Origin of the sequence: Sphingomonas immobilis (genome assembly GCF_030580995.1) — a bacterium.
Taxonomy (GTDB): domain Bacteria; phylum Pseudomonadota; class Alphaproteobacteria; order Sphingomonadales; family Sphingomonadaceae; genus Sphingomonas; species Sphingomonas immobilis.
In genome coordinates this window covers 11735-36733 of the sequence record NZ_JAUQSZ010000007.1, presented here as the reverse complement: position 1 = coordinate 36733, position 24999 = coordinate 11735, and the positions used below count along the sequence as shown (strand labels likewise).

General features: G+C 64.5%; 19 protein-coding genes and 2 pseudogenes. 4 read left to right on the top strand and 17 right to left on the bottom strand.

Translation table 11 applies throughout. From position 1 onward, the window contains the following. Positions 1-291 precede the first annotated feature (291 nt). Positions 292-633: a hypothetical protein gene (locus Q5H94_RS11200; protein WP_304561357.1), complete on the top strand. Its 342-nt coding sequence runs from the start codon at positions 292-294 to the stop codon at positions 631-633. Further along, the gene (locus Q5H94_RS11195) at positions 630-986 is read left to right on the top strand and encodes a hypothetical protein (protein WP_304561356.1); all 357 of its coding nucleotides are present in this window, start codon (positions 630-632) and stop codon (positions 984-986) included. The genes Q5H94_RS11200 and Q5H94_RS11195 overlap by 4 nt, the downstream gene beginning before the upstream one ends. A 94-nt stretch (positions 987-1080) precedes the next feature. Here Q5H94_RS11195 and Q5H94_RS11190 read toward each other — a convergent pair whose 3' ends face one another. From Q5H94_RS11190 to Q5H94_RS11140, 11 genes are all read right to left on the bottom strand, one after another. Further along, the gene (locus Q5H94_RS11190; protein ID WP_304561355.1) at positions 1081-3111 is read right to left on the bottom strand and encodes an amidohydrolase family protein; all 2031 of its coding nucleotides are present in this window, start codon (positions 3109-3111) and stop codon (positions 1081-1083) included. Between the two features lie 258 nt (positions 3112-3369). After that, the gene (gene mobA, locus Q5H94_RS11185; RefSeq protein ID WP_304561354.1) at positions 3370-3921 is read right to left on the bottom strand and encodes a molybdenum cofactor guanylyltransferase; all 552 of its coding nucleotides are present in this window, start codon (positions 3919-3921) and stop codon (positions 3370-3372) included. 1 nt (position 3922) lies between these two features. Beyond that, complete coding sequence (locus Q5H94_RS11180; RefSeq protein WP_304561353.1) at positions 3923-5155, bottom strand: molybdopterin molybdotransferase MoeA; 1233 nt, start codon at positions 5153-5155, stop codon at positions 3923-3925. After that, positions 5148-5918 carry a uroporphyrinogen-III C-methyltransferase gene (cobA, locus tag Q5H94_RS11175; RefSeq protein ID WP_304561352.1) on the bottom strand — a complete coding sequence of 257 codons (771 nt, stop codon included), beginning with the start codon at positions 5916-5918 and terminating at the stop codon, positions 5148-5150. The genes Q5H94_RS11180 and cobA overlap by 8 nt, the downstream gene beginning before the upstream one ends. After that, the gene (locus tag Q5H94_RS11170; protein WP_304561351.1) at positions 5911-8499 is read right to left on the bottom strand and encodes a nitrate reductase; all 2589 of its coding nucleotides are present in this window, start codon (positions 8497-8499) and stop codon (positions 5911-5913) included. The genes cobA and Q5H94_RS11170 overlap by 8 nt, the downstream gene beginning before the upstream one ends. After that, positions 8496-8840 (bottom strand): nitrite reductase small subunit NirD, encoded by a 345-nt coding sequence (gene nirD, locus Q5H94_RS11165; protein ID WP_304561350.1) that lies wholly within the window; start codon positions 8838-8840, stop codon positions 8496-8498. The genes Q5H94_RS11170 and nirD overlap by 4 nt, the downstream gene beginning before the upstream one ends. Further along, entirely contained in the window at positions 8837-11296 is a 2460-nt protein-coding gene (gene nirB, locus Q5H94_RS11160) for a nitrite reductase large subunit NirB (RefSeq protein WP_304561349.1), read from the bottom strand. Before nirB ends, nirD begins: the two co-directional genes overlap by 4 nt. Next, a complete protein-coding gene (locus Q5H94_RS11155; RefSeq protein ID WP_304561348.1) occupies positions 11293-12516 on the bottom strand; it encodes an alginate export family protein in 1224 nt (407 codons plus the stop codon). The genes nirB and Q5H94_RS11155 overlap by 4 nt, the downstream gene beginning before the upstream one ends. Continuing rightward, positions 12516-13772, bottom strand: a complete 1257-nt coding sequence (locus Q5H94_RS11150; protein WP_304561520.1) for a nitrate/nitrite transporter — start codon at positions 13770-13772, stop codon at positions 12516-12518. Before Q5H94_RS11150 ends, Q5H94_RS11155 begins: the two co-directional genes overlap by 1 nt. Positions 13773-13982: 210 nt before the next feature. Beyond that, positions 13983-15188, bottom strand: a complete 1206-nt coding sequence (locus Q5H94_RS11145; protein ID WP_304561347.1) for an ABC transporter substrate-binding protein — start codon at positions 15186-15188, stop codon at positions 13983-13985. Continuing rightward, positions 15185-15763, bottom strand: coding sequence for an ANTAR domain-containing response regulator (locus Q5H94_RS11140; RefSeq protein ID WP_304561346.1), 579 nt, complete (start codon positions 15761-15763; stop codon positions 15185-15187). The genes Q5H94_RS11145 and Q5H94_RS11140 overlap by 4 nt, the downstream gene beginning before the upstream one ends. Before the next feature lie 615 nt (positions 15764-16378). Between Q5H94_RS11140 and Q5H94_RS11135 the strand changes: the two genes are divergently transcribed. Beyond that, the gene (locus Q5H94_RS11135) at positions 16379-16579 is read left to right on the top strand and encodes a helix-turn-helix transcriptional regulator (RefSeq protein ID WP_304561345.1); all 201 of its coding nucleotides are present in this window, start codon (positions 16379-16381) and stop codon (positions 16577-16579) included. 47 nt (positions 16580-16626) lie between these two features. Here Q5H94_RS11135 and Q5H94_RS11130 read toward each other — a convergent pair whose 3' ends face one another. Then, positions 16627-17115 (bottom strand): lytic transglycosylase domain-containing protein, encoded by a 489-nt coding sequence (locus Q5H94_RS11130; protein WP_304561344.1) that lies wholly within the window; start codon positions 17113-17115, stop codon positions 16627-16629. Positions 17116-17141: 26 nt separating this feature from the next. After that, positions 17142-19931 (bottom strand): annotated as a pseudogene (gene mobF / locus Q5H94_RS11125) (MobF family relaxase); the annotation flags it as partial. 3 nt (positions 19932-19934) lie between these two features. Between mobF and Q5H94_RS11120 the strand changes: the two are divergent. After that, positions 19935-20927 (top strand): annotated as a pseudogene (locus Q5H94_RS11120) (TraG/VirB4 family ATPase); the annotation flags it as partial. A 565-nt stretch (positions 20928-21492) separates the two neighbouring features. Here Q5H94_RS11120 and Q5H94_RS11115 read toward each other — a convergent pair. From Q5H94_RS11115 to Q5H94_RS11100, 4 genes are read right to left on the bottom strand one after another with little or no spacing between them, the layout of a single operon-like run. Then, positions 21493-22086: a class I SAM-dependent methyltransferase gene (locus Q5H94_RS11115; protein ID WP_304561343.1), complete on the bottom strand. Its 594-nt coding sequence runs from the start codon at positions 22084-22086 to the stop codon at positions 21493-21495. Beyond that, positions 22083-22736 (bottom strand): PIG-L deacetylase family protein, encoded by a 654-nt coding sequence (locus Q5H94_RS11110; protein WP_304561342.1) that lies wholly within the window; start codon positions 22734-22736, stop codon positions 22083-22085. Before Q5H94_RS11110 ends, Q5H94_RS11115 begins: the two co-directional genes overlap by 4 nt. Then, complete coding sequence (locus Q5H94_RS11105) at positions 22733-23752, bottom strand: acyl-CoA dehydrogenase (RefSeq protein ID WP_304561341.1); 1020 nt, start codon at positions 23750-23752, stop codon at positions 22733-22735. The genes Q5H94_RS11110 and Q5H94_RS11105 overlap by 4 nt, the downstream gene beginning before the upstream one ends. After that, positions 23749-24783 carry a glycosyltransferase family 2 protein gene (locus Q5H94_RS11100; protein WP_304561340.1) on the bottom strand — a complete coding sequence of 345 codons (1035 nt, stop codon included), beginning with the start codon at positions 24781-24783 and terminating at the stop codon, positions 23749-23751. Before Q5H94_RS11100 ends, Q5H94_RS11105 begins: the two co-directional genes overlap by 4 nt. Positions 24784-24999 lie beyond the last annotated feature (216 nt).

Here is a 24999-nt window from a genome sequence, read left to right as displayed (position 1 = left end):
CGTTCAATTTGTTGAAGTAGCACCTTAAGTCGCCGTTCACGGCCGGCGTTGGCTCCCGCGCAGCATCGCCTGTCCGAGCGATGCTGCGCGGAAGGCATTGGGCCGCTTGCCGACAGTCAGTTTCCGAAATGAGAGCGCCGCAAGCTGCCTTTCGTCGAACAGGTGTTCTAAACCTCGTTTGCCGGCTCTCACCGCGAAGGGCATCCACGTGTTGCGGTGCCTGGCATGTAGCTCCATAGCGGTTCGACCGTTGCAAAGGGTCGTGCGCATCGGGACATTCGAGAACACAATATGGCTCGCAAACATTCGAAGCAGGCTGCTTCCTACGAATATCCCGGCACCGGGGAGGAAGCTCCGGCCGAGCCCGTCATCTGCTGGCTGTGTGGCAGGCCCACCGGCAAGACCATCATTTGGCACCATCCCGTGCCGAAAAGCCGGGGCGGGCGCGATACCGTGCCCATGCACGCAATTTGCCAGCAGACGCTGACGGTGAACTTCACCAATTCCGAGCTCGAGCGTTACGCGATGGACGTCGATGGCCTGCTCACTAACCCGGCCGTGCGCAAGTTCGTGGATTGGGTAGCGAAGAAGGATCCGGACTTCACGGCGACGATCGCCAAAAAGCAACGATGACCGCCGCGAAGGCATGGAACGCCGCCCAGGTCCGCACATGGCTGGAGAGAAGGCTGGAAGCATCGCGCCTCGATCAGGCGGCTGCCGACAAGCGCGGCTATTCCGCTCAGGACGATTATGACAGGGCAGCCGCTGAGGAATGGGTTTGCCGCTCTTTCGTAAAAGCGGATTGTACGAGCGACCCCGTCGCGTTCGCTGGACGCGTAAAAGCGCTGCTCGACCAGGACGACTACCGCATAACCGGCATTTATGACGATCGCCGCTTCGAGCGCGAGGTGCGGACATATCTTCGCAAGCTGGCCAAGATGATCAAGACCAACGACGGTTTCGAGAAGACGTCGCGTTTCCAATAATTGGCCCAGAAACAGCCACGCAGCCAGGATGTGCGCGTTCTTCGGCATTTAGCGTCGACGGAGCAGATTTTTCCGGTCAGCGAGCCCGCTTTTTTCAAGGCTTCGCTGGGACAGTCACCTTGGGCGCTGCCGTGAACGGCTCGATGCCGAACTTCGGGTAAATCTCGCTCGGGTAGTAAAAGGTGCCGTCCTTCACGACCATGCCGATCGTCTTGATGGCCTTGATGGTCTTGGTTGGGTCGCCCGGCACCAAGAAGAAATCCGCCAGCTTGCCCTTCTCGATGGAGCCCATGCGCTGATCCTGACCCGTATAGCGCGCGCTATCGAGTGTCGCGCGGGTTAGGATTTCGGCCGGGGTCATGATGCCCTTCTCCTGGTAGATTTCCAGTTCGCGGTGGTAAGTGAAGCTGCCGCCGGTATCTGTACCGAAAACGATGAACACGCCGCGATCGTGCAGCAGCTTGGTGACCGCGAGGAGCTTGCTCCAGGCACCCTCGTAGAGAGCGGCGTCGCCGGGTGCGGAGACGTCGATCCAACCCTTCATAAGGCCTCGGCGCGTACCCACCGGCATATGTGAGATATAGTCCAACGCTCCGGACGGCACTTTCCCATCGCGGTTGAGCAGCAGATTCTCGTGGATGCCGAGCGTCGGGTCGATCGCCTTGTGGCCGTCGACCATGAGACCGATCGTGTGCAATACCTTGGGATCGTCGAGCGACAGCGCCGGCAACCGCTTCAGCGCCGTCAGCCGGAACAGGGTGCGGGTGTCCTCCTGCGGACCGATAACCCAGCCGAGCACGAACTGGTTGATGTGGGTCATCTCGTCGTAGCCGGCGCCGATCATCTGGTCGGCGGTGGCGAACGCGGGCACATGCCCGGCAACGCGCATCCCGAGCCGATGCGCTTCCTTCACCATCGCCGGCACCCAGGCCGGGTTCATGCTGTTGTAGATCTTGATCTGCCAGAAGTCGCGCGCGCCATACCAGCGCACCGCGTCGATCGCGGCCTGCTGACTGTCGACGAGGATGCCGTTGTTCGCGCTGAACGGGCTCTTGCCCTCGATAAAGCCTGAACGGATCACGTGCGGGCCGCCGATCTCGCCCGAGTCCACGCGGTCGATCAGGCTGGCCAGGACCGCGTTGTCGTTGCCCATGTCGCGCACCGTCGTGATGCCGGCAACGAGGTTGAGGAGCGCGTCCTCCTGTCCCAGATGGCCGTGCATCTCATACATGCCGGGGACGAGCGTCCCGCCGGCGCCGTCGATGCTCACCTCGCCCGGTGTCGCCGGGCTGTCGGACGCCTCGATGGCGGCGATCGCCTTGCCCGAAACCAATACCGAGACGGGATCGGTCAGCTTGCCCGCCCTGGGGTCGAAAAGCCGGACGTTGCGGATACGGACGGGCGCGCCATAAGAGTGAGCGACCTGCTTCTGGATCTCGACGAAGCGCTGCGTACTCCAGTCGGCAGCGAGCTTGCGGAGCCGGACCTCCTCCCCCTCGTAACCCTCGCGCACGAGGATCGAGTCCGCCGAGACGCTCGCGAAGAGGTGCCCCTGCGCATCCAGCAGCATGGTCTCGGGCGTCGTATCGATCCCGGTGAGATCGTAGCGTGTCACCTGGAGCGGACCGCCCTTCCCCTCTACCGTCAGCGTCTCGCCCTTCTCGAGGCGCAAGGTGCCGCCGGGGAGCGCGCGAAGCGTCATGTTCGGCTGCTTCAGGAGCGCGGTCGCATAGACCTGATCCGACCAGGGGCTGCCGCTTTGCGCAACGTAGATCGCTGCTGCTGCAGTCGAGGAACTGCCCTTGCCGGCAGAATCGACCCACTCTGCGCGGCCGCCGCGCCGCGCGAAGCTCTCGGTCACCTTGCTGCCGAAGGTCGTCGAACCGGTCACGTTCCAGGCGGTCGGCAGGCTGTCGGCTCCAAGCGTCACGATCTCGGTGATCGTCGGCCCGCGTCCGTTGTTCTTGATGTTGAAGTCGACGGTCGTCCTGTCGCCCTGCGTGTCGGCCCACAGGTGGCCGACGTTCTTGCCGCCGACGATGGCGGTGTAGCGGGCGGTCTCGGCGGCGGCCGGTGTCGCAGATGCGAGGGTGGCGACAAGGACGAGCAGGGTTTTCCGAATCATCCCGCGACTAGAGCATGAGGGTTAGCGCCCGTCCATCGAGACGGCGGGCCCGACCTGCCGCCCCGACCTCGGCACGGCGTGTTGTCTCAGGTCGCGCCGGTGATCTTCGCCTTGCCCCATGACGTCCGCGATCGACACGATGAGGGTTCGCGCGGATCCCCTTCATGTTGGCGTTGCCGCGATCGTCGTACCTGGCCATGCGGCAATCGCCATGAACACTCGAAATGCGCGTCTCCACGATCCCCCGCCGACGGGTCGTCACGCAGACGAACATTCCTGGGCAGACAGCGTTCGCAGATCATCGGGTGTATTCACGTTGACCATCGCCGCCGCGCCATCAATCTGGCGAGCGCCTGCGCGACCAATCCAGCTGCCGAGAGATCGGCCGCCATCTTCTATATGCCTCTCCAGCAAACCGAGGCAGGTTATCGGCCAGTAACCGATCAGATGTTGGTCGCGGAGCACGGCGGGGTCATCGCCGACCAGGGCCGCCGCGAGGTTGCGCGGTAAGGGAAGCGTGTCGACGGGGACCGACAGGACTCCTTGGAAGTCGGCCGTCTTCGCGTAGTGAAGAGCAGCTTCCAGCCCGGCCAGCGGGCCGATCCTTCCCTCACGCCGATCCGCGATCGCTGGAATCTTCCGCCAAGCGCGCCCGCAGATCACAATCTCATCGGCTTGCGGCCTAAGCGCTTCGATGACGTGCTCGATGATAGGGCGCCCTGCGAGCATCGCGAGAGCCTTGTCGCTGCCGAAACGGCGCGCCCGGCCTCCCGCTATGACGGCACCGAGCACGCGCGGACGCGAGATCAATCTAGAAATCCAGGATCGTGACGGGCGCACCCTCTGGCGCTGCGGGAGCCGAGGCCGCGCTTCGGACAATCACGTTCGCCTCGGCCAGCCGCGCCTGGGCGGAAGCCGATTGCCGCTCGATCAGGCGCACGCTTTCACCATCCCAGTCCCCGCAGAGAAAGGTTTCTCGCGCATCGTCGTTGTTCTGCGCAGGCGCACGGAGCGGAGCGGTCCGCCAACGCAATGCGTCGCGCATCGCCCGCCCCGTCAAAAGGCAGAGAAGAGGCGCAAGGAACAGACGCGCCGTGGTGAGTGCGGCGGTCGGGTTGCCGGGCAGTCCAAGCACATGCCCGCCTGAAGAGTGACCATGCCACACCGGCTTCCCGGGCTTCATCGCGACCTTTGCGAAGGTCTGCGATATGCCAAGCGACCAGGCGACATCGCGTGAGAAGTCGCGGTCTCCGGTCGATGCGCCGCCGACAATGACGACGACGTCCGAGACGGCGATCGCCTCGCCCAGACGCTGCCGGATCGCTTCCGGCCTGTCAGGCACGATCGCCATCGAAACAATATCTCCACCCCAAGCGGACGCCATCGCGCCGACCGCGAGCGAAACGCTGTCGGGGATATTATGCACCAGGTTCGTCGTCGTACCAGGTGCCGACAATTCATCGCCACTCGCTATGATCGTCACGCGCGGCCGGCGTGCAACAACGACATGACCGACGCCGGCTGCCGCGGCGGCGACCATCGCGCGCGGATCGAGCAGACGCCCGGCGGACAGAAGGATATCGCCGGCGGCAAAGTCGGACCCACGGCAGCGGACGTGTCGCCCGACATGCGGCAAAGCGGCGCAGACGATCGTATCGTCATGGCGCGCGACATCTTCCTGGACAACTACGCGATCAGCCCCGGCAGGCATCGGTGCGCCGGTGAAGATCCGGACGGCTTGTCCGGTGCCGACAGCACGGTCGCACGGATTGCCGGGGAAAGATTGGCCGACAACCTGCAACGTACCCGCGGCGCCGGGGGAATCAGGCGCGCAAACTGCGTAACCATCCATAGCGGAGACATCGACAGGTGGCGCCTCGTACATCGCCACTACGGGTTCAGCGAGAACCCGGCCCGCCGCCACGGCGAGCGGTATTCGTTCGATGCCGATCGGTGTCGCCGTCTTCTCCATGAGCGCCAACGCCGCATCGAAATCGAGCGCGGCGTGACAAACCGGAGTTAGCGAGAAGGCGAGGTTAGCCATTGGCAAGCGCCTCCGCATGCACCGCGACACCACGTGCCCGCACCGCTTCACCGACGAGGATAAGCGCGGGCCCGCTACCGGCGGTAGCATCCACAGCGAGCGGCAGCAAGTCGAGCCGGGTATGAGCGAGCCGTTCGGTCGGCAGGCTTATGTCGCTTGCGACCAGCACCGGCGTGTCGCCGGGGAGGCCATGCTCGATGAGTCGACGACGGATTTCCGGTGCGGCGTCACGCCCCATATACAGCGCAAGCGTCGCCGCCGGGTCCGCGAGTGCCGGCCAGTCGATCGCGGCTTTCGCGCCGGCCTGCGCCTGCGTAGTCACAAAGCGCACCTGCCGCGCCTTGCCGCGTAGCGTGAGCGAGATGCCAGCACTCGCAGCAGCCGCGCTCGCAGCGGTGACGCCGGGACAAATGCGGGCGCGTATACCCGCCGACGCGAGCGCATCCATCTCCTCCGTCGAACGGCCGAAGATCGACGGGTCGCCCCCCTTCAGTCGAACCACGCGTTCGCCGGACAACGCCGCTTCCACAAGCAAGGTGTTGATTTCGTCCTGTCGTGTCGCATGGCGACCAGAGCGCTTTCCGACCGGCACCAGCCGCGTCGATCTCGGCACCAGATCGAGAATGCCAGCCCCGATCAGCGCATCGTAAAAGACGACGCTGGCGGCGCGGATCAGCGCATCAGCCTTGCGTGTCAGCAAATCGGGATCGCCAGGGCCTGCGCCGACCAGCCAGACCTCTCCGGGAGAAATCAGATCAGGCATGCGCGCTATCCTTCGATGCGGGGAGAAGCTTGGCGATAGCGGGGCGGCATGAACCGCAATTGGTGCCGGCGTTGATCGCGGCGCCGACCGCCTCCACCGTCATCAGGCTACGTTCGGCGATCGCGGCGATGATGGTCTTCATGCCGACGTCGAAGCAGACACAAATGATCGGCCCGCGATCTGGCGCGGGTTTGGCAGGACGCCCGGCGAGCATTTCCATGGTGGGCGTGTCCGTCGCGCCGAACTGGGCGATAAGCCACTCGCGCGGCGGAAGATCGCCGATACGCGACACGAACAGCGCACCGTGCATGATGCCGTCCACCGCAACCGCCGCGCGCACAACGCCGCGCCGCGCGTCGATCATTTCCGCGCGCTCACCTGTCGGCAGCAACGCCCGGAGCATCGCCGGGTCGCCCTTGCCGGCGATCTCCGTCAGCCAGCCATGCGCGGTTCGCACCAGTGTCCAATACGCACAATCCGGCGCGACCGGCCGGTCGCGGGTTATGAGGAAACCCGACCATTCCGGCTTGAAAGGCGCGATCGTCGCGGGGGTGTTCTTGAACCCGGGCTGGCCCGAAATGGGATCGCGATCGTCGCCCGGCAGTAACCCGGTGCGCCCGGCACCACTGGTCTTGTCGGTCCAGTGGATCGGCACGAACACTTCGCGCCGCCGCATCGACGATGTGATCGCGACGCGGAAAATGCTGTTTCCCTGCGCCGTCGTTACGCGCGCCAGGCCGCCGTCGTTCAGGCCGTAGGAGCGCGCCGTATCGGGATGTATCTCGACCAAAGGCTCACGCCGATGTTGCGATAGCGTCGGCGAGAGGCCGGTGCGCGTCATTGTGTGCCACTGGTCACGGTAACGGCCGGTGTTGAGCCGCAGCCGCGTGTCACGGCCGCCATCGTCGCGCGGGCTGAAGGCAATCGGCACAAGCCGCGCGCGCCCGTCCGAAGTCGGATAGCGCCGCTCCGCGAAAGGCGACACTCCGCCCCATTGGAAAGGCGCCATAGCGTCATAGTCCGCATCGCCAAGCCCGGCCTTGTCGGAAAGATCGAGCGCGCGGCTTCCCTCGTTTTCGAATCCGGTCTGCGCCGCGAACTCGCGGAATATGGACGCCGGACCTGCAAAGTCGAAGCCGTTCGCGAACCCCATCCGGCGCCCGACTTCGGCCACCGCCCACCAGTCGGCCCGCGTTTCGCCGGGCGGTGCGAGGAATGGCCGCTGGCGCGAAACCCGCCGCTCGGAATTGGTGACGGTGCCGTCCTTCTCGCCCCAGCCGAGCGCAGGCAACTTCACCTGCGCGTAAAGAGACGTGTCGGTTTCGGCGATGCAATCGGACACCACTACGAACGGGCAATTGGCAAGCGCCACCCGCGCCATGCGCGCATCAGGCATGGAAACCGCCGGATTGGTCGCCATGATCCACACGGCCTTGATCTTGCCCCGCGCCATCGCGTTGAAAAGATCGACCGCTTTGAGCCCTGGTCCCGCGCAGATTGTCGGGGAGCGCCAGAAGCGCTGCGCCCGGTCGCGCTCGGCATCGCTAAAGCCCATGTGCGCCGCGAGCGTCGAGGCGAGCCCGCCGACCTCGCGCCCGCCCATCGCATTGGGCTGGCCGGTGATGCTGAACGGCCCCGCGCCGGGCTTGCCGATCCGCCCGGTCGCGAGATGCAGGTTGATGACGGCATTGCCCTTGTCGGTGCCGCGCACGGACTGGTTCACGCCCTGGCTGAAAAGGGTGACGGTGCGTGGATGCGCGACGAACAGGTCGTAGAAGGCCCGCAAATCTTCCGGTGCGATATCGCAGATGCGGGCCACATCGAGCTTCGGCAAATCCTTCCAGAAACCAGCCGGCACAGACACGCATTCCGCCAGATACCGCCCGTCGAGCTGCCACCGCCTCTGTGCCTCCGCGAGAAGCCCCGTGAACAGCGCAACATCGGTGTCGGGCGCGATGGCGAGGTGCAGGTCGGCGCATTCAGCCGTCTCGGTCCGCCGCGGATCGATCACGACCAGCTTGGTGCCGCGTGCCTTGCGAGCCGCCTCGATCCGTTGCCAGATCACCGGATGACACCAGGCGGTGTTCGATCCGACGAGGATGATCAGGTCGGCCGCGTCGAGATCGTCATAGCTGCACGGCACCACGTCCTCGCCGAAGGCGCGTACGTGCGCCGCCACCGCGCTCGACATGCAAAGCCGCGAATTGGTGTCGATGTTGCCGGTGCCGATGAAACCCTTCATCAGCTTGTTGGCAACGTAATAGTCTTCGCTCAGCATCTGGCCGGAGGCGTAGAAGGCGACACTGTCCGGCCCATGTTCGGCAATCGCCGCCGAGAAGCGCGCGGCGATGAGATCCAGCGCCTCGTCCCAGCTCGCCCGTTTCGCGCCGATCATCGGGTGAAGCAGCCGTCCCTCCAGCCCGATCGTTTCGCCGAGGTGCGTGCCCTTCGAACAGAGCTTGCCCCGATTGGCCGGATGATCCGCGTCGCCTTTGATCGCGGCAGTACGTTCTCCGGTCGGCGTGGCGATCACGCCGCAGCCCACGCCGCAATACGGGCAGGTTGTCCTGACCCCGCTCACGCCACCCCTTCGAGCGCGGCCGCGCGGCCAATGAGTATGCGGCCGCCGTCGATCTTGACCGGGATGACCGGCACGCAGCCCTTGTCCTCCCCCAAGGCTTCACCCGTCACCAGCGAGATACGCCAATTGTGCAACGGGCACGTCACCGTCGTGTCGTGTACGATGCCCTGGCTGAGCGGCCCCGCCTTGTGCGGACACTGGTTGGCCAGCGCATAGACTTCGCCATTCGCCGTGTGGAAGATCGCGATCTCGCGCCCGCCACGCACCGGCAGCGTCCGCGCACCGAGTGCGGGGAGCTGATCGACCGGCCCGATATCGAGCCATTCGCCGACCGCGCTCATGCCGCCACCAGCGGGCGGATCTCGGCGAGATGCCGATGCAGCTTCCAGTCCTCCCCAGCGGCGCGCTTCGCCCAGGGATCGTCCTGCATGAAGCTTTGCGAATAGAGAAAGCGCGCGCGCAAAGCCTCGCGCCCGGCCGCATCCTCGACGATGCGTTGTTTGATGTAATCGAGCCCGACCCGTTCGACCCAGGGCGCGGTACGGTCGAGATAGCGCGCCTCTTCACGGTAAAGCTGGATGAAGGCTGCGCAATAATCGAGCGCTTCCTGCTCGGTGGCGACCTTGCACAGGAAATCGGTGCCGCGCAGCTTGATGCCGCCATTGCCGCCGATCGACAGCTCGAAGCCGCTGTCGACGCAGATCACGCCGAAATCCTTGATCGTCGCCTCGGCGCAATTGCGCGGACAGCCCGACACCGCGATCTTGAACTTGTGCGGCATGAAGCTGCCCCAGGTCATCTGCTCGGTCTTGATGCCGAGCCCGGTCGAATCCTGCGTCCCGAAGCGGCACCATTCGGAGCCGACGCAGGTCTTCACCGTGCGCAGCGCCTTGGCATAGGCATGGCCGCTGACCATGCCGGCGGCATTGAGATCGGCCCATACGGCGGGCAGATCCTCCTTCTTGATGCCGAAGATGTCGAGCCGCTGCCCCCCGGTCACCTTGACCATGCGCGCCTGATACTTCTCGGCGACATCGGCGATCGCGCGCAATTCCTGCGGGGTGGTGACGCCGCCCCACATGCGCGGCACGACCGAATAGGTGCCATCCTTCTGGATGTTGGCGTGCATCCGTTCATTGACGAAGCGCGACTGGTTGTCATCGACGAACTCGCCCGGCCAGGCGCAGAGAAGATAATAGTTCAGCGCAGGGCGGCACGAGGAACAGCCGTCGGGCGTGGTCCAGTGCAGTTCCTGCATCACCTGCGGGATAGCCTTGAGCTGCTTTTCGAGGATCAGGCGGCGCACGTCCTCATGCGTGAAGCTGGTGCATTTGCAGACGGCCGGCGCGGCGCGTTCGCCCTCGAAGGCGTCGCCGAGCGTTACCGCGAGCAGCCCTTCGACCAAACCTGTGCAAGAGCCGCACGAGGCGGACGCCTTCGTGCAGGCGCGCACCGCGTCGAGCGTGCAGGCTCCGCCTTCGATCGCCGCGACCACCTTGCCCTTGGAGACGCCGTTGCAGCCGCAGATTTCCGCATCGAGCGATAATGCCGCGACTGCCGCGTTAGGGTTTGCATCGGCTCCTCCTCCCGCCGCGAAAGCCTGGCCGAAGATCAACGCGTCGCGAATTTCGGAAACGTCGTCCTGCTTCTTCAACAGATCGAAATACCAGTTCCCGTCCTGCGTATCGCCGTAGAGCACCGCACCGACAAGGCGATCGTTCTTGACGATGACGCGCTTGTACACGCCGCGCGCAGCGTCGCGCATGACGATATCCTCGCAGCCCTCTCCTCCCGCAAAATTGCCGGCCGAAAAGACGTCGATCCCCGAGACTTTCAGTTTGGTGGAGGTGACCGAGCCGGTGTAGCCACTCGGCGTCGCGACCAGCCCGTCGGCGAGGCTGCGACACATCTCCCACAAGGGCGCGACGAGACCATAAATGAGGCCGTTGTGTTCAACACACTCGCCGACGGCGAGTACGTCCGCATCCGACGTGACGAGATGATCATCGACGTGAATGCCGCGCCCGATCGCCAGCCCCGCCTCGCGTGCCAGCTTCACGTTGGGGCGGATGCCGACCGCCATCACGACAAGGCTCGCCGGGATTGCGCGCCCGTCCTTCAGCCGCACGCCCTCGACCTTGCCCTGGCCGTAGATTTCGGCGGTGTCGGCCCCGGTCAGGATCGTCTGGCCGCGCCGTTCGAGCTCCTCCTTGAGCAGCCACGCCGCCGCTTCGTCGAGTTGGCGCTCCATCAGCGTCGGCATGATGTGCAGTACCGTCACTTTCATGCCGCGCAGCGACAGGCCGTGCGCCGCCTCCAACCCGAGCAACCCGCCGCCGATCACGACCGCATCCCCGCCGGCGGCGGCCGCGCGCAGCATCGCGCCGATGTCGTCCATGTCGCGGAAGGTTACGACGCCCGACAGGTCATGCCCCGGCACCGGGATGATGAACGGGTCGGAACCGGTCGCGAGCAGCAACTTGTCATAGGTCTCGACCCGGCCCGATCGCGCCGTGACGGTGCGCGCCGCGCGGTCGATCGCCACCACGGCGTCACCCGCGACGAGATCTATAGCGTTGTCCGCGTACCAGGCGGCATCGTTGATAACGATGTCCTCGAAAGTCTTGTCCCCGGCCAGCAGCGGGGAGAGCATGATGCGGTTGTAATTCACCCGCGGCTCGGCGCCGAAGACGGTGATGCGGTAGCGGGTCGCATCGCGCGCGAGAATCTCCTCGATCGCGCGGCACCCGGCCATGCCGTTGCCAACGACGATAAGGTGCGGCTTCATCTCGCTCATATCGACCACTCCAGCGATGCCCAGAATTTCTTGGTGTCGGTGCCAAAGGCGTCGGCGCGGTAGTCGGCGTATTTGAGGAGGGCGGCGTATTTGCCCTTCCTGAATACCGCCTGCGCATCGATCTCGTCACCGTAATGCTGGCCGAGCCGATCGCTGTCGAAGCGGTGATAGACCGCCGTCAGCGCGATCGCATCGAGCCCGAGCGGCTTCTTCCAGCCGTAGCCGATCGTGCCGTATGCGTCGCGCAGGCCGTTCGTTGGCGTGACGAGGAACTTGTCGGCCCAGCCGTTGAACTTGTGCAGCGTCGCCAGCGGCGTCTGGAAGCTGGTGACGGCGACGCCCCCATTACCTTTGGTATCCGCGCCCAGCACCTCATAGCCGCCCCCAAGCGTCAGCGTATTCACCGCGAGCCCGAGTTCGCCGGCATAGTAATTGGCCTGGTAGCGGTTCGGATTGCGGCGGTAATTGCTCTGGCTGGCGTAGCTCGCGAGATAGGTCAGCTTCACGTGCGGGCTCAGCGGATACGCCCCGACGAAACGCCCGCCATAGGTCTGGCTGCTGTTGGCGAATACCGGCGCGGCATTCTGGTCGACCAGATAGGCGAAGCCGGTGAGCGCGCCGTATTTCGTCGTGTAGCCGACGTTGCCGAGGACGTTGTTGCCGCCGATCTCCCCCAACCGTGCCGGTCCGAGTGCGTTGCCGCCATCGGCGCCCCAGATCGTGCGGACATTGTCGGCATAGGTTAGATCGAACTTGATATGCTCGATGCCCGACCATTCGACCCGCGCCGCGTCGAAGGTCTGTTCGTTCTGTCGCCACGCTACCGAGCCGACGAAACGCTGATCGTCGAGGTTGATGCGCTGCCGCCCGACCGTGATCACCGTATTCGGCAGCCCGCGATACTGAAGCTGCAACCGGTTGAGCTCGATATTCTGCGGATCCGGCACAATCGGGTAGGTGGTCTTGCCGTTAAGCCCGCTGTTATAGGCCGGGTTGATCGCGAGCAGTGCTTCGCTTTCCGCGAGGAACGACCAGTCCTTCGCCTTCGCCTCGAACCCGGCGCGGATGCGCAGGGTCAGGGCGTCGGCATCGGCGGCCAGTGGCACCTGCTCGACATGTTCGTAGCGCAGGCGGGCATCGATGATCGGCTTGAGGGTGACGGGCGCATCGGCCGATCCCGACGCGAGCCCAATCAAAACGAGGACAGGAAGCCCGCACATCAGATCCGCGCTCCCGTGCCGGCGGTGCCCCAGGTCTCGCGCCAGCGTTTCTTGACCACCGTCAACCCGCCGAGAGCGATCAGCGCCAGCCCCGCAAAGATCAGGAAGCCCATCTGCGGCTTGCCCGTCAGCTGCTTTGCGAGGCCGAGCGACGAGGCGAGATAGAAGCCCCCGACTCCGCCGCCGAAACCGACCAGCCCGGTCATGACGCCGATTTCCTTGCCGAAGCGCTGCGGCACGAGTTGAAAGACCGCGCCGTTGCCGAAGCCGAGCGTCGCCATCACCAGTAGGAACAGCCCGAGCGCGAGCGGCAGGATTGTCGTACCCAGGCTGATCGCCACCAGCGTGACCGCAGCGAGGCTGTAGACGAAGGTCAGCGTATTGATGCCGCCGATCCTGTCCGCCACCGCTCCGCCGAACGGCCGCACCAGCGACCCAGCGAACACGCACGCGGCGGTGCAATAGCCCGCGACCACCGGCGTCATCGCGAAACTGTCCGTGAAATAGATCGACAGGCTGGAGGACAGGCCGACGAACCCGCCGAAGGTGACGCCGTAGAACAGCATGAACCACCATGCGTCCTGATGCCGAAGCACGCTCAGATACGCCGCGAAGGACTTTGGCGCGGGCGGGTTCGGCGCGTCCTTCGCCATCGCCACGTACAGGACGAACACGATCGCGAGCGGGATCACGGCGAGGCCGAACACCGCATTCCAGCCGAACGCCTTCGCCAGCAGCGGTGCGAACAGGGCAGCGAACACCGTGCCCGAATTGCCCATGCCGGCGATCCCCATCGCCTTGCCCTGATGCTCCGCCGGATACCAGCGGGAGGCGAGCGGCAGCGCGACCGCGAAGCTCGCGCCGGCAAAGCCCAGCACCACGCCGACCGCCAGCGTGCCCGCGAAACTGTCCACACCCAACAACCAGGCGGTCGAAAGCCCGGCGATGACGATGATCTGCCCGATCGCGCCCGTGCGCTTCGGCCCGATGCGATCGACCAGCAGCCCGTTGACGATGCGCAGCACCGCGCCCGCCAGTGTCGGCACGGCGACCATCAGCCCCTTCTGCGCGGGCGACAGACTCAGATCCTTCGAGATGATCGGCGCGAGCGGGCCCAGCAGCACCCAAACCATGAAGGCGAGGTCGAAATAGAGAAACGCCGCGATCAGCGTCGGGCGGTGCCCCGCGCTCCAGAAGCTTCCGCCGGACTTCGAGGAGGTGCGATGTTCGATCACTCCCACATCCGCCGCGCTCATGGTCATCTGCCCCTGCGTCATTCCCCGATCCCCTTCGAGCAAACGCAAAAAAGCCGCCGCGAACACGCGCGGATAAGCGCATGCACGACGGCGACTTTGCCAAAGTGTTGGTGATGCCGAATCGACTGCCCCGTTGCAGTGTTCCAGCGATGATCAAAACTGACGGAGTTTTCGAAAACGCGCAAGACGCTTTTTGCGGTGCGGCGAAAACTATGCCGGATCGAAGCCTTTTAGATAACCGGACAGCCCATCGGGGTCGAAACTGCGCGCGTCGAAGAAGCGGTCGGCGCTGAGAATGAGACGACCCTGCGTCGTCCCGACACCCGTCGCGCCCGCGATTCCGCCCTCAAGCTTCGAGCTCGCCCCGGGTAGTGGTACACCCAGCGGACGCAACGCTGCGCGGTAGATATCGGGCCGGAATACATGCTGCGCCGCAAGATAATCCGCCTGATCCGGCTGCGTGTGGCCGGCTACGCACATCTGTGCGTAAAGCCACGCCGCTTGGCTGATCCAAGGGAAGTTGGCGGCTTCGCGATGCTGGAACATGAAATCTGGCAGGTGAACTGCTTCGTGGCCAATGGCAAAAAGGATGCGGTCCGCCATGGCACGCCGGATCAAGTCGGCAGAGCCGTCGAGATATTGCGGCAAAGCCAGGATTTCTGCGATCCGGTCCCATTGTTGCGGATCCACGAACGCCTCGCCCGCGCGATACAGGGCGCGGATGACGCGGTGGACGGCGTCGCCGTCGCCCAATCGATCCGCGCGGATCGCCAGCACCTTCTCGACGCCGCGAAGCCAGATTTGCGAGGTCACCGCGACGATGACGCCGACACCGCGATCGACCGCGACGCTATTCCACGGTTCGCCCACGCAGATGCCGTCGACCTCGCCGGTCGCCAGCGCGTCGGCGGCGAAGGGCGGCGCGACGGTGACGATCTCGACATCGCGGTCAGGATCGATGCCGCATCCGATCAACCAGTAGCGCAGCATATAATCGTGACTTGAATAGCGATGCACGACGCCGAAGCGCAGAGGCTTCCCGCCGCCCCGCGCAATGTCCGCCAGCCGCCTGCCGATTACCGCCACATCCCCCGGCACGCCGACGGTGGTGACCTGCGTGGCGAGATCAGGCCGCAGCGTGATCGCATTGCCGTTCAGCCCCAGCACGAACGGCACCGACAGCGCCGTCGCGGGCCGCCCCAGGCCCAGGGTGGTCGCAATCGCCAATGGCGCGAGCATGTGCGCGGCATCGCTATGCCCGTAGAGCAACCGATCGTTCACCGTCGCCCAACTCATGTCGCGCACCAGCGTCAGGTCGATGCCCTCGGCCTCCGCAAAGCCCAGTTCGCGCGCAAGGATCGGCAACGCGGCATCGACCAGCGGCAGGAAGCCGATCCGGAATGGGGTGTCGCTCATAAGTCCCCCATCAGCCGGTCGGCAGTGACGATCGCGTCGGCGACCTCGCCGAGCCGCCGTCCGCTGTCCATCGCTGCCTTGCGAAGCGCGGCATAAGCGGTCGGTTCGTCGATCCCGCGCTTCTTCATCAGCAACAGTTTCGCCTGATCGATCGTCTTGCGCTCGGCGAGCGCGTTGCGAGCCTCGTCGAGTTCGGCACGCAATCGCGAATAGGCGCGAAAGCGGCGGATCGCCAGTTCGAGCACCGGGCGGATACGTTCCTTCTTCAGCCCATCGACCACGTACGCAGATACGCCCGCGTCGATCGCCGCTTCGATCCCGGCGCTGTCACTCTGGTCGACAAACATCGCCACAGGTCGCGCCACCGCGCGCGAAAGGGCGAAAGACTCTTCCAACTCGTCGCGGTGCGGGTTCGCGAGGTTGATGAGGACGACGTCGGGCGAATAGGCCTCGAGCTTCGCCGCGACGGCCGTGCGATCGACGAAAAGCCGCACGTCGTGAAGCCCTGCATCACGCAGCCCTTCCTCGATCACGGCAGCCCGCGCCGGGCTTTCGTCTATGATCGCAATTCGCACGTCCAAGATCCTCGCTGCATCGCAGCATAGATTGTCATCGCCAATGTCGGAAGCGTTTTACGCGAGCGATCGAACAGCGGCTATCAGCGCGCTGACAACCGCATATAGAGCGGGATAGGCCCGTCGATAAAAAAGCCAGCGCCTACGGTCATGGTCAATTGCGCTTGGGGAACAAAGCCATCTCTACGGCTTCGTCAACCGACGAGAGGCATTCTCGCGCGTGTCGGCGCCAGGGATTGGCAGCATCGGGCCGATCCCGGCCCTGATGTTCCACTTCGAGGTCGCACCCGTGTATGAAGGGCTAACTGTCTGATTAGCGAGTAGGAAATGGCGGAGAGGGTGTCCGCCGAACTATGCCCGCAACCCCTTGTAAATAAAGCATTATCGGGCTCCGATCTGTAACGGGTCCCCACACGGGACCACAATTTTTTCAACGCCTAAAAATGCAGTTTCCTGCGCATTTGGGCAAATCTCGTCTTACGACGTTTCAAGCAGAAATGCGAACCTCGCTCCCTGCTCGAAATTCGAAGCCTGCCTTCCCTTCTTCCACTTGCAGAATCGCGCAAAGCGACTCATTCTTCTGCAAGCGGGCAGACCGATTTGGGATCGGTTTGCATGAACGAGACAGACGACAGGTTTCTTCGCATCGGCGACGTCATCAACAAGACGGGCCGATCGCGTGCCGCCATCTACAGGATGATTGCCCAGGGACAATTCCCCCGGCAGGAACGCATCGGCGTTCGCGCGGTCGGATGGCGCTTGTCCGCGGTTCTACAGTGGATGAGTGCACCGACCGAATTTCGGGAAGCGCGTTAGGACGGCGCGGGCCGACGGTCGCTACTCGCTGCGTGGCTCACAGCCGATTATGGCTTGTCGGGCCGGGCAAAGATCGATGGTCCGAATCTCAATGACAGCCGTCTGGCGACAGCGGCGGCATATCTCTCCTGACGCCAGCCGGTTGGACTGTGATACAGGCCAACCGCCTTCCAATAATCCTTGGTTGTCATAAGCGCCGAGCGGAATATCCAGCTCGCGGTATCGACATTGAAACACACGTCGTTCTGGAGCCACCAGCGGACGTGATCCTTCCGCCGCGACAGAAGCGATGCGATCCGGGGCACCCACCAGGTGTTGATCTGCAGCGGACCGAGATCGTGACTTCCATTTCGGTTCCTGACCGCCGCGCCGACCCAACCCGCCTCCTGATCTCTCAAGCCCCACAGCGTTTTAGAAAGCCACGGCTTGCCGATCGACGCGCGGGCTATGCACCGGGCAAGGAGCTCCTCAGCGGCCCGATCGCGAGGCACACCGGCGGCCGGCGCGGCAACCAGGACTCCCGTCGCGGCAGCCACACAGATTCCGAAGCGTAGGCCCCTTTTCATCGGTCGCGCTCCCGTGGCTGGCGGCGCTGGTCATTGCCGTCGGCTTGTTTGGACAGATCAGGTGTCGGCAGGGTCGGTCCGGCTTGCTGATCGAGCAGGCGACCCAGGAAACGATCAAGGACTTCCGCGAAGGATTGTGCGCGGCCGGCGAGACGATCGCCAAACCTCTCGAAGGGGCCGCGCGGCGTACCCTGTCGCATCGCTGCGAGGCCGGCCGCGCGATCGGCACGATCCTGCCGCATTTGCACGCGCGCCTTCTCGAGGCGTTCGGCATGGCGCCCCTCTCGCACCGAACGGACATCGCGGTCTAGACGGCCAAGGCCTTCGAGCGCCGATGTCTTCTCGCCCGAGCGTGCCACCAGCCGATCGACGAGCCGCTTCTCATCTTCGGTCCACAGCTTCACACCGAAACGGGCCCGGGTGATCGCCGTGTAGAAATTCTGCGCGGTCACGAGCGGGGAGTTCACCGGCGCCAGGACGTACACGCGGTCGTAGGTCTTCGACTGTGCGGAATAGACGGTTTCCGCATAGCCGTGATCCCAGGTGCGGTGCTTTCCCAGATCCACGTCCTGCATCTTGCCGCGGTCCCAGCGGATCGTGGCGACCTGTCCCTTGAGCGCCTCAACGGTGCCGCGCTCCGCATTCTTGAGCTCGAGCGGGTGATTGACGAGTCTCCACTGGATCCGGTCACCCTGTGCAAGCTCGCGTTCCTCGCGGTTGAAGACATTGACCTGCGAGGCTCGGCCCAGTCTCGGATCCCAGCGTATCGTTCGCCCCTGCTCATCGACCAGCCGCACGATCTGGCGGCCGTTGGTGTCGCGGCCGACACCGAGCACCCGGTATTCGGTGTCGCTCGCGATCCCCTGCCCGCCGCGCGCGCGGGAGAACGCGACCACCTGCCCGCCAGTGTAGAAGCGCGCCATGCGTTTCTCCTCGTCGCTCATGCCGGCGGGGGTGAGAACCGATAGCCGCGTATCCTCCGCCGCCACGGCCCCCTCGACCTTGAGCGCTTCCCGGACGCGCGCGTTGACGATCAGACGCGTCGTATTCTCCAAGACGAGGATATTGGTCTTGTCGCGGTTTTCGGGGCGAAGCCGAGTCCATTCTGCGACCAGATTCTGCGCAAGTGTCGCCGCGTCCGCGCCGCTCGAGAGCTTGTCGAGATGACCCAGTACATCGGCGAAGTTCCCTGCACGCGCCTGAACCACCGCGGCCTTCATCGCCCGGGTTTCCTGACGCACGGATTCCGCCAGTTCGGCGGTTGGAAGGCCGAGGCGCTGCAGAAGCCAGAATGCCTTGCCTTGCTCGATCGCCCCGGTCTGCTTGTTATCGCCAAGCAGGATCAGCCGGGCACCGGTCCGGCGGCTGATCTCCAGAACGCGCAATGACTGGCGGTTGCCAAGCTGCCCGGCTTCATCGAGGACAAGGACGTCGCGGTCGGTGAGATTTCTCCCGCCCCCTGCAACGAGGCTGGCCACGGTCCGAGATTCTATATCTGCCGAGCGTCCGAGGTTGGCGGCCGCCGAGGAGGTTGGAGCGAGCGCGGTGAACGTAATGTCGGCGTCCGCGCCTCGTACCAAAGCCTTTATCAGGGTCGATTTGCCGGCGCCGGCGACCCCGTGGACACCCGAAATGCGATCCTCGCCCAGCCCGATATGCAGCAGCGCCTTCTCCTGCGCCGCGTTCAATCCCGTCTCCCGCGAGGCCGTCCGAAGCCGCTCCTCGACAGCGACTGGTCGCGCATCATTCAGAGCCAGCGAAAGATGTTCCGATAGCCCTATCTCGAGCCGCGCCGTCATCCGCGTGGTGCGTCCACGGGTGAGCGTGGCATCCCCGGTTTGCGCCCGGGTTGCGAGCAGCCGTGCGCGGGCCTCGCGCTCTTGGGCAAGAGGACGAAGGTCGTCGAGCCGGACTTCCCCGACATGGGACGCCAACCCTAACCGGAGCATGCGTCCAAGATTGTTGACCGCTTCACCGCCCTCCGACTGCCGGATCCCGAACAGCATCGCGCGAGCCGCGGTGGCGTGATCCACATCCTGCGCAACGCTCGCCACCTGGGTCGTCTCTCTCAGCCCCGAGAGCGTCGGCGCGTGTTCGGCGGCGCGGGCCGCCCAGCGCCCGTGGAGCTCATCGAGCCCGACCTTCTCCTTGGCCCCGCGGGTTTCGTAAAAGGATCGCCGCCGGGCCGCCTGTCCTTCCAGTCCGTGCGCACGGGCATGTTCGTCGATCTGCGCCGCGCGCTGCGACATGGCCTGGATCAGATCGTCGGGCACCCCTTTGATCTCGAAAAGGCCTGAACGTGGGTCCGCATCGACTTCATACCCGAGCGCTCGCAGGTCGTGCGCGATCGCGTTCCGGTAAACCTGACCAGCGACCATTTGCTCGGCGTACATCGCACGCGTCTCAAGGCTTGCCATCACGCTACGGGCCTCCCGGTTCGTGATGTTCATCACCACGACATGGGTATGAAGATGGGGATCGAGTTCGCGGGACGCGTGCTCAGTGAAGCGAGCGTAGACGAGCCGGCCGGTGGTCTGGTGAACGATCTCGCCGTCCCGACGGTGGCGGAGTGCAGCGTGCTCCTCAAGGTAGGAGAGCGCCGTGCCGACGGCGCGCTCGTGCGCAGCGAGGATCCGGTCATCGCCCGCCACCAGCGCCATGATCGACACCGACTTTGGCGCGTTGACCGAGAAGTCCCATCCCGGATGATGTTCGATCGTCCCGTCGGCACGGTGTTGGCCGAGCTGCTGGCCGGCGACCTTGCCTTCGAGCAGTTCGCGGAACACTTCGGCCTGGCGCTCGACGGTGACGACAAGCAGTCGGCGATCACGATGGCGGTCGCGATCGTTGCCGAGATGGCGAACGCGGCGACCCGCAAGGGTGTCACCACCTCGGAATGGAATCTGCTCAAATCGGCCGTGCAATGGGCGATCGACACGGGTCACGCCGATCGCGGCATCGATGCCGTGCGCGAATGGCTGGGCACCTACCCCGCCCAGACCAGAACTGACCTCGACCGGGTCGAGCATCTGATGCCGGTCGCGCGCGAGCTCGCGTTCAACCTGCGCGATTTCGGGTCGGACGGCGCCTATGGCCATTATTTCAACGGCCCCTCGACGCTCGACATCCGCTCGGACGAATTCGTCGTGCTCGAGCTGGAGCGCCTCAAGGCGATGCCCGATCTCTTCAACGTAATCGTTATGGTGGTGGTCAACGCGGTCACCCAGGAACTGTATCTGTCGGCGCGCGACAGACCGCGCTTCGTGCTGTGTGACGAAGCCGCCCAGTTCATGATGCGCCAGGAAGGCCAGGACCTCTCGCGGCTCGCCGAGGCGTTCGGCCAGGGCTATCGGCGCGCCCGCAAATATCAGGGTTCGTTCGGGATCGTGCTGCAGTCGATGAACGACCTGATGTTGTTCGGCGGAACGGGTCAGGTCATCCTCGAAAATGCCGCGACCCGGTTCCTGCTGCAGGGCTCGACCTACGACAAGGCCGTGGACAACAAAATTCTGGATTATTCGGGATTTGTGCTCGATCTTCTGAAGTCGGTTCGCAACTCGAAACCCAACTATTCCGAGGTATTCATAGACTCGCCGCTGGGTCTCGGTGTCGCGCGGCTGGTAGTCGATCCCTTCTCATACTGGATCAACACCTCGGCTCCCGGTGAGGTTGCCGCGTTCGACGCATTGGTCCGCCAGGGCCTGTCGCCGCTCGAAGCGATCTGCCGGCTGGCAGGCGTCAATCCGGCCGACATGCAGGGTGCAGCGTCCTCCGCTGGTTAAGACGGGAATCCGTTTAATCAAATCGCACCTGGGTGCCGCATCGTCCGTCGATGCGGGCGGCGAGCACGACGACGACACCAAAATCGAACCTTCGCATGCCGTTCGAACCCCACAGGAATCGTTTCTCTCAGAGAGGCCAGAACCCCCTAAATCGCGAAGCGACCTTCATTGCGTCAAAGCGGGAAAACGAAAAAATCCACCAGACACCCGAGTATGACGCAGCGGTGATATCCGGCGCGTGCTCGCGACGCCGTCCGTGCAACCGCCAAGCCGGCCGGCGCGCGATCCTACGGAGAATCGTAGCGTGCCCTTTCCGAAACAAACCTTGCTCGTCGCGATTGCCCGCGCCAGTGTTCTGGACACCGAGACTGGGCGATAGACCTGGCGGATTGCGCAAAGAGCGTATGACCCCGTGTTGAGAGGATGGAAAGCGATGATGAGCCAACGCGACCAGACCGACCCCAGCAGGCCCGCGACGGCATGTCGCGCCGCGCTGGCCTGTGACGTCCGGGTACGTCGCCATCGCCCGAGCAGCGCATGCGGGTGGGAGAGGCGCAGGTGTCCTTTAAGGCAGGGCGCGGGGGATTGAGTTCTTGAAGCTTTGGACGCTCCATCGCCCGGTTCGAACACGGACGACTTCTCGCCAAGCACTGCCAGTCGCGGTGAGAAAAACGTGGTGAAGGCCGTCAGCGTGCTGCAAGAAATCTGGAAAATCGACGCGGTGATGCGCCAGGATCAGCCGGCCCCCGGGCCGCAGCGCGCGCGTAACGTCGCGTGCGACACGCGTCATATCGGTCTTCGTGAGATAATAGAGTACTTCGGCGACGACGATGGTATCGTACGTCTGGCGTGGGAAGCGTCCCGGCAGCACAAGCCGTCGCACCTGCACACGCGGCATGTCGCCGACCGCGCGCTTTACGAGGTCGGTGCCGTTCTGTGTGCCTTCGGTTGCGTCGAGGCGCCGCGCCACTTTCGCCAGCGCGACGCTGTTCGAACCGTTGCCGGCGGCTAGTTCCAGGACGCGCCCGATCGGCCCTTCCCCCACGCCGTGCAGGATGGCTCGGCGTTTGCGCGCTTCAGCGCGGTCGCTGAAGGTGCACCAGGGATCGTCGTCGCTGGCGAATTTGCGATCGAAGCCGCCAAGGTCAATGGGCTTCACCTTTGCGCCTCTCGAAAGTGCTCGACCGGACGAGCAAAGGCGGTGAGCTCCTTTCGGGAGATGGCAAATCCGTTCGGGTCGTCGGTTATGCCGCCCATTTGCGTGCGGTACCGGCGGATCGCACCGCGTTTCAGTGCGGTACCAAGGCCCAGGCGCAGGCCATGACTTGCGCGTCCGGACCGAATTTTCCGATGAGGCCATACCAGATAGTGCAGCGTGCGCGTTCCTGATGACGGGATGGCTGCGGCGACGGCGCGGTGGTCAGGATGATCATCGTCGCGCGCCGGGATCACGATGAGATTGCACTTACGAATCGTGGCTATCTCCCGGCGCAACGTCCTTCGTAGCTTGACTGATAACTCGCTAAGCCGACCGTCGGGAAAGCCTAGAAACCTCACGTCCTCGGCCTTTACTCCGACGGTTCGCATTGCCGACAGCGTTTCTCGCTTTCTTTCAGCGACAAGGCGGCGTCGCGGCCAGCGCGAGCTTCCCGGATGCGAGCCGGCGCCGTCGGTGGCGACAACAAGGTGGATGCGTGCCCCCTGCCGTTTCAGCGCCCTTATCAGGCCGTGCGCACCGATCGTTTCGTCATCGGGATGCGGTGCGACGATCAGCGCGCTCCTGATGCCGACGAGTGACACCGGTTTCACAAGTCAAGCGCCAGCTGGCCGCTAGCGACGGCGCTTCCTAGACGCATGCGCTGCGCATCGGGAGCTGGCTGACGGAGGTAAACCATCAAATCGGTGAGGGTGGCAGAAAGCGGATGGTCGACAAACATGCCCGCGACGCCGATCGCCTGCTGTGCAATCGTGAGCGCGTTTTCGGCGCACGCCGCCACGGTCACCCGCGCTGCCGTGACATGTTCGACGAAATCCGGTGTCGACCACCACCGGCTCGCTTCCCGCACTGCCGCTGCGGCCGACCCCGCTGCAACGAAAAGTTCTGCGAGCCTGCCAGCCTGATGCGGATCGGCGGCGCGGCCCGCCGCGACGAGGTGATTGCGGACATGATCCAAAAGCGCCGCAACTCCGCCTGCGTGGCACGCAACGAAGCGCAGCGCTCCGCCGCTGAAGAAGGGCTCGCGGGCATAATCGCCCGGCGCGCCGACAAATCGGAAGCTTTTGGGCTCGGCCCCGCTCCAGCGAACGGCGTGCGTCTGCGAACGCTGCATGCCGACCACCCGCCACCATTTTCCATCGACCGTTGGCGCCGAAGCCTCAAGATCGATCAGGACAAGACGGCTGCCCTCCGACGTGTCCGCCCCTGCGAGCGCGTGTCCGAGAATTCCCGCGCCTGACGCGAAACTCTTGCCACCATGCAGACGGCCATCGACCACGCGGAGCGGTTCGCCGACGATCGCGGCGTTCCACACCCCGAACACGCCGCCCGCAGCAGCGATAGCCTCTACAGCTTGCGCGACCGCGTCTTCGGCATAGCGCGCGATGATCTGCAACGCATCGACATGGCCCTCGAACAAACGTGCGAGCGGCAGATCGCGACGGGCGATGCGGTAGAGCGTGCGGAGCAGGTCGAGCAGTGCCTCTGCCGTCGCGGGATCGCTATGCCTCGGCATCAGGGCATGGAGCCGCGCCAGCATACTCCCAATTTCACCCGATCCTGCCGCCCAATCCTCGAGCAGCCGACCAAGTGGATCAACATCGCTCATGCCGCGATCCCTTGGCGGCTTCCGAAAAAATTGGCGAGGATCTGCTCTGCCTCGTCGAGTTCCACTTGACGCGCACCGCCCGGTATCTCGGGCACAATGCAGTTCACGAACGCTTCCGCAGATTGTGTATCGGCAGCGATGCGATCGACGTGCCCGACAATGCATCCAAGCATTGCTGCCAGCGAACGCCGCCGTCCTGAAAGATCATGCCAAGCAACGCGAGCCGCCGCATGCCGTTCATAACGCCACGCTTCGTCGGCAGGATGGGACATCGTCGCCTGCGGGCCCTCTTTGTCGAGATTTCGAAGATGGTCGGCAAGCCCGCCGATCGCACGTCCGTTGCGACGGCTCGAGGTTTCGACCCGGATCGTCGCATCCCGGCGCACGCGCAAACCCGTTCGATGCGCAGCATCGATCAGTCGCGCATCCTCGGCGAAAGGAACAGGCTCGAACCCGCCGAGCAAGCGATACGCGTCCACGCGGAAACCCAGGCTTGCGCCGCTGGTGTAGTGATGAGTCCGCGCCGCTTCCCAGGGCACCGGGTCGATCAGGCGGCGCAACGCGAACAGGTCGTCATAATACACTTCGAGCCGATCCTGCACCGCGCAGGTCGGTACGGCCGTTCGCACCACGCGCCCGGCCACGACGTCGGCATGTGCGAGCGCAGCGATGTTCGCCGTGAGCCAGTCCGGTCCGGGCTCCGAATCCCCGTCGGTAGACAGGATAATCCCGTCCTCACGCAATACAGACAGCCCCAGCGCCATCGCCCGCAGTCGCGCCAGTCCGGCATTCGCGGGGCCGTTTTGCCCGGCCTCGGCGGTGACGATCGGGTATGGTAGCGCTCCGGCCCGTGCCGCTACGATCGGCACGCTGTCGTCGCTGCAAGCGTCGAAAAACAGGCACAGTACGAAATTGCTGACGCCGCGCTGCCGCGCTATTGCGTCAAGCAGGCGTGGCAGCAACACCGCCTCATTGCGAACCGGAACGCATACGGCCGCTGCCCAGGGGCCTTCTCTCTGTACAGCAATCACCGCTTTAGCGATTGCGCAACGAGATCGGCTGAGATGTCGCGCGGGCCGAGGCGCATCGCGAACCAGGATCCAACCGAGGCTTTGGTATCGGTCAGCGGCAAGGGCGGCGCGTCCGTAGACGTTTCGCCCTCTTGGGTCGCTAGATTATACCTTTTTTGTCTGCCTGCCACGTGCGCCGCCCCCGGCCGCGAGAGCGCGACACTCCGACACAACGCG

Excerpts from the sequence above, each read along its gene's own strand:
- Q5H94_RS11200 (WP_304561357.1), top strand. The coding sequence starts at position 292 with ATGGCTCGCAAACATTCGAAGCAGGCTGCTTCCTACGAATATCCCGGC.
- Q5H94_RS11195 (WP_304561356.1), top strand. The coding sequence starts at position 630 with ATGACCGCCGCGAAGGCATGGAACGCCGCCCAGGTCCGCACATGGCTG.
- Q5H94_RS11190 (WP_304561355.1), bottom strand. The coding sequence starts at position 3,111 with ATGATTCGGAAAACCCTGCTCGTCCTTGTCGCCACCCTCGCATCTGCG.
- Q5H94_RS11180 (WP_304561353.1), bottom strand. The coding sequence starts at position 5,155 with ATGGCTAACCTCGCCTTCTCGCTAACTCCGGTTTGTCACGCCGCGCTC.
- cobA (WP_304561352.1), bottom strand. The coding sequence starts at position 5,918 with ATGCCTGATCTGATTTCTCCCGGAGAGGTCTGGCTGGTCGGCGCAGGC.
- nirD (WP_304561350.1), bottom strand. The coding sequence starts at position 8,840 with ATGAGCGCGGTCGGCGAATGGCTCGATATCGGGCCGGTCGATCAGCTC.
- nirB (WP_304561349.1), bottom strand. The coding sequence starts at position 11,296 with ATGAGCGAGATGAAGCCGCACCTTATCGTCGTTGGCAACGGCATGGCC.
- Q5H94_RS11155 (WP_304561348.1), bottom strand. The coding sequence starts at position 12,516 with ATGTGCGGGCTTCCTGTCCTCGTTTTGATTGGGCTCGCGTCGGGATCG.
- Q5H94_RS11150 (WP_304561520.1), bottom strand. The coding sequence starts at position 13,772 with ATGAGCGCGGCGGATGTGGGAGTGATCGAACATCGCACCTCCTCGAAG.
- Q5H94_RS11145 (WP_304561347.1), bottom strand. The coding sequence starts at position 15,188 with ATGAGCGACACCCCATTCCGGATCGGCTTCCTGCCGCTGGTCGATGCC.
- Q5H94_RS11135 (WP_304561345.1), top strand. The coding sequence starts at position 16,379 with ATGAACGAGACAGACGACAGGTTTCTTCGCATCGGCGACGTCATCAAC.
- Q5H94_RS11105 (WP_304561341.1), bottom strand. The coding sequence starts at position 23,752 with ATGAGCGATGTTGATCCACTTGGTCGGCTGCTCGAGGATTGGGCGGCA.